Source organism: Deltaproteobacteria bacterium, assembly GCA_018668695.1.
GTDB lineage: Bacteria > Myxococcota > XYA12-FULL-58-9 > XYA12-FULL-58-9 > JABJBS01 > JABJBS01.
This window is the reverse complement of the sequence record JABJBS010000075.1, coordinates 1-3,391: the sequence shown is the minus strand read 5'-3', so window position 1 is coordinate 3,391 and position 3,391 is coordinate 1. Positions and strand designations below refer to the sequence as shown.

Annotated in this window: 3 protein-coding genes; all 3 read left to right on the top strand. The window is 46.2% G+C overall.

Translation table 11 applies throughout. The features are described from left to right. Nucleotides 1-171 (top strand): hypothetical protein (locus HOK28_04255; GenBank protein MBT6432279.1); only part of this gene is annotated, 171 nt, incomplete at its 5' end. Between the two features lie 262 nt (nucleotides 172-433). Next, nucleotides 434-1,576 carry an FAD-binding oxidoreductase gene (locus HOK28_04250; GenBank protein ID MBT6432278.1) on the top strand — a complete coding sequence of 381 codons (1,143 nt, stop codon included), beginning with the start codon at nucleotides 434-436 and terminating at the stop codon, nucleotides 1,574-1,576. A gap of 119 nt (nucleotides 1,577-1,695) precedes the next feature. Continuing rightward, nucleotides 1,696-3,087, top strand: a complete 1,392-nt coding sequence (locus HOK28_04245) for a tryptophanase (protein MBT6432277.1) — start codon at nucleotides 1,696-1,698, stop codon at nucleotides 3,085-3,087. Nucleotides 3,088-3,391 lie beyond the last annotated feature (304 nt).

Below are 3,391 nucleotides of genomic sequence, written 5' to 3'. Positions count from 1 at the left end.
TGCTTTTCAGGGACTTCGACATGCAACTACGGTGAGATAAGCGTCACCGACACGAGTTGCCAGAACTGCCAAGTTTTAAACCAGCTTTATACAGCGCTTTGCGACGCTGGAATCACCGACAGCTTGGCCGACATCGAGGCAGGCATCGAGTGTTCAGAACCCACTCAATAAAACCGCCACGACCGCGGTGCCCACACCGCAACGATACCCACAATCAAAACATCGACTGAGTCGGATGAATTGTCAAAATCCATAAGTCAATTCTTGGGGCTTCCCCTAGATTGACCTCCTCAATAAATCACGCCCGCCCCATCAAAGTCACAGAATCACTCTGTCTGCGAGCATCGTGCATCGACGAATATGTAAGTAACCGCCCCAACCCAATGTGGCCTCCTTCTTGCAGAGTTGTAACCAAGCGAAAAGGAAGACTGTATTGAAAACCCCACAATCCCCATTCGACGTCGTCATTATTGGTGCAGGTATCATTGGATCGATGATAGCCCACATCGCCCAAAGCCGTGGACTCAACGCAGCACTACTCGGAATAAATAAAGTTGGCCAAGTATCCAGTTCCGCCGTCGGTATTGTTCGCGACCATGTCTTTAACCTACCTACAAGAAAAATTGGTAATGTCGCTGCAGCCGACTCACAAACACAATACAAAGATTTAAGTACAAAAATATTAAATGAAATTGGCCTATCGAGTGGATTTAAAGAGCTACCAATGGTGGTTCTTTCCGAGAGCGAACATCAAAGTGAAAGTTTTGATGAGCTTCTAAAACAATCACTGAATGACCTAAACCAATGGCAATTACTCACTCCTGAGCAAATAAGAGAAAAGGTTCCTCAGCTCAGAAATCGACCTTACCGTTCGCTCTATACATCGGCTACGACGCTTATCGACTCTCAGCTTCTTTGTGATGCTTTGTACCTCATGATTACGAAACACGGAGGATGGGTAAACCGGAGCCTACACGCCGTCCGGCCAATATTCGAGAATAACCGTACAGTGGGCGTAAAGGCCATTCAGGGGGGGAAGTCTTGGAATCTAGAAACGCAACAAGTTGTAGTTGCGACAGGAATATGGAGCACCGAACTACTTCCGAAAACATTAAATATTCCCATCACACAAAAGTACGCGCATGCGCTAAAGGTACCGAATACTTCACAACTCAACAATGTCATTGTCCGAGATAAAATGACCATCATCCCTCTCGACTCGAATCATCTTCTTGTAACCAGTATTGAACAACCGACTCAGAAACATAATACAGATGAGGCGTATTATCGTCAGTATCTACTTGACGAGATCACCCAAATCATACCTTCTCAAAAAGGGAATACAGTTGAGCAACATTCAATCTCTCATCTTTCGGCAACGCCCGATGGTCTGCCCGTAGTCGGAAAAACGACGGTTGATGGTCTACAACTGGCAACCGGTCATGATGCTCTCGGAATTACGCTCGCGTGCGAAACAGCCAGCACAATTGTCGGTAATATAATTGATAAAACAACAACGAACATCGACTCAAGATTCTCCCCACTTCGTTACCTCGAGCATACGCAAGTAACCTAAGTGTAACTGCAATGTTCCACTCTGAAACGATCCGGTAACCTAAAACCTGTATCAATAAGCATTACTTCCAGGCATGAAGCTTGCACTTGGAAATCCGAAGTTTAACCGAAAGCAACCAAGTGAAATTCAAAACAATCATTGAGCCTTTTAGAATCAAGACCATTCAACCAATACGCCAAACGACTGAAGCAGAACGCTCGGAGGCACTAAAGAACGCCTCCTACAATCTCTTTCAGGTACACGCTGATGACGTGCTTATTGACCTCCTAACAGACAGTGGAACCGGAGCGCTTTCTGACCAACAATGGTCCGCTATGATGCGTGGAGACGAATCTTACGCCGGTTCACCATCCTATTTTCGGTTTGAAAAAGCTGTCCGTGAAATCATGGACTTTGCCCATATCATCCCCACGCACCAAGGAAGAGCTGCAGAAAATATTCTATTTACTTCTTTGGTTGGCCCTGGACAGGTGGTTCCGAGCAACACCCACTTTGACACTACGCGCGCAAACATCGAGGCAATGAAAGCAACGGCGTTAGACTTGCTTATACCAGACGGACACCAGCCGAGTTCTCAGCACCTTTTTAAAGGGAATATGTGTATTAAATCACTGGAGCAAGTGATCGAAAAGGAGGGTGTGAAAAACATCCCACTGATCATGGTCACGATCACTAATAATTCAGGAGGTGGTCAACCCGTTAGCTTGGAAAATATCAAGCAGATTAGTGCGGTCGCACGCCATCATAAAATTCCATTTTTTATTGACGCTTGCCGCTTCGCTGAAAACAGCTGGTTCATAAAAAAACGCGAGCATGGCTACCAAGATTGCTCTCCTCTGGAAATTGCCCAGAAGATTTTTTCATTGGCCGATGGTTGTACAATGAGCGCAAAAAAGGATGGAATGGTCAACATTGGCGGATTTCTTTGCCTCAACCAAGATTCCGTCGCAGAGCGATGTCGTACCCACTTAATACAAACTGAAGGGTTTCCAACCTACGGTGGACTGGCCGGATACGACCTGGAAGCATTGGCAGTAGGCATCAAAGAATCTCTGGATCCTCACTACTTAGAATATAGGATCCAATCGATAGCTTATCTTGGAGAAAGATTAACCAAGGCGGGGATTCCTATCGTGCTTCCAACCGGTGGACATGCAATCTATATCGACGCTTTGCAGATGCTCCCCCACCTTAAGCCAACACAGTATCCAGCTTGGGCTCTGGCCAACCAGCTTTACCTATCAGGTGGGATTCGCAGCGTTGAAATTGGAACTGTGATGTTTGGTCTCCAACCGGATGGAACCGAGAAAGCAGCACCTATGGAACTTGTGCGTTTAGCCTTCCCAAGGCGCACTTACACACAGAGCCACGTAGACTATGTTATTGAAGTACTTACTCACGTAGATAGTATTAAAGACCAGATTCCGGGTTATCAAATTATCTCAACGCCGCGCCCGCTTCGACATTTTACGGCGAACCTCAAGCCACTGAAATTGAATCCGGCCGCTTGATAATCCTCACTGGTTACAACACTAAAACTATAACTCCACACTCATTTCGGCGTTACCCTCTCAAGCTCAGGTGCCTTAAATGATCACCCCACGGTAACCCCTAGTTCACGAATAGTAAATTATGAACCGAGATAACGCGGTATGCCCTCCCTAACATAACATGGCACAACTCGTGCTTGTCATAATACCAAGAAAGGGCTTCATCATGAGCACGGTATAAAGAGTCACGAGACACTACATCACCCGAGACCAAAAGCGGTCGAAAGCATATCACCAACCAAGAGACCCCTGTGAAAGTTATTTT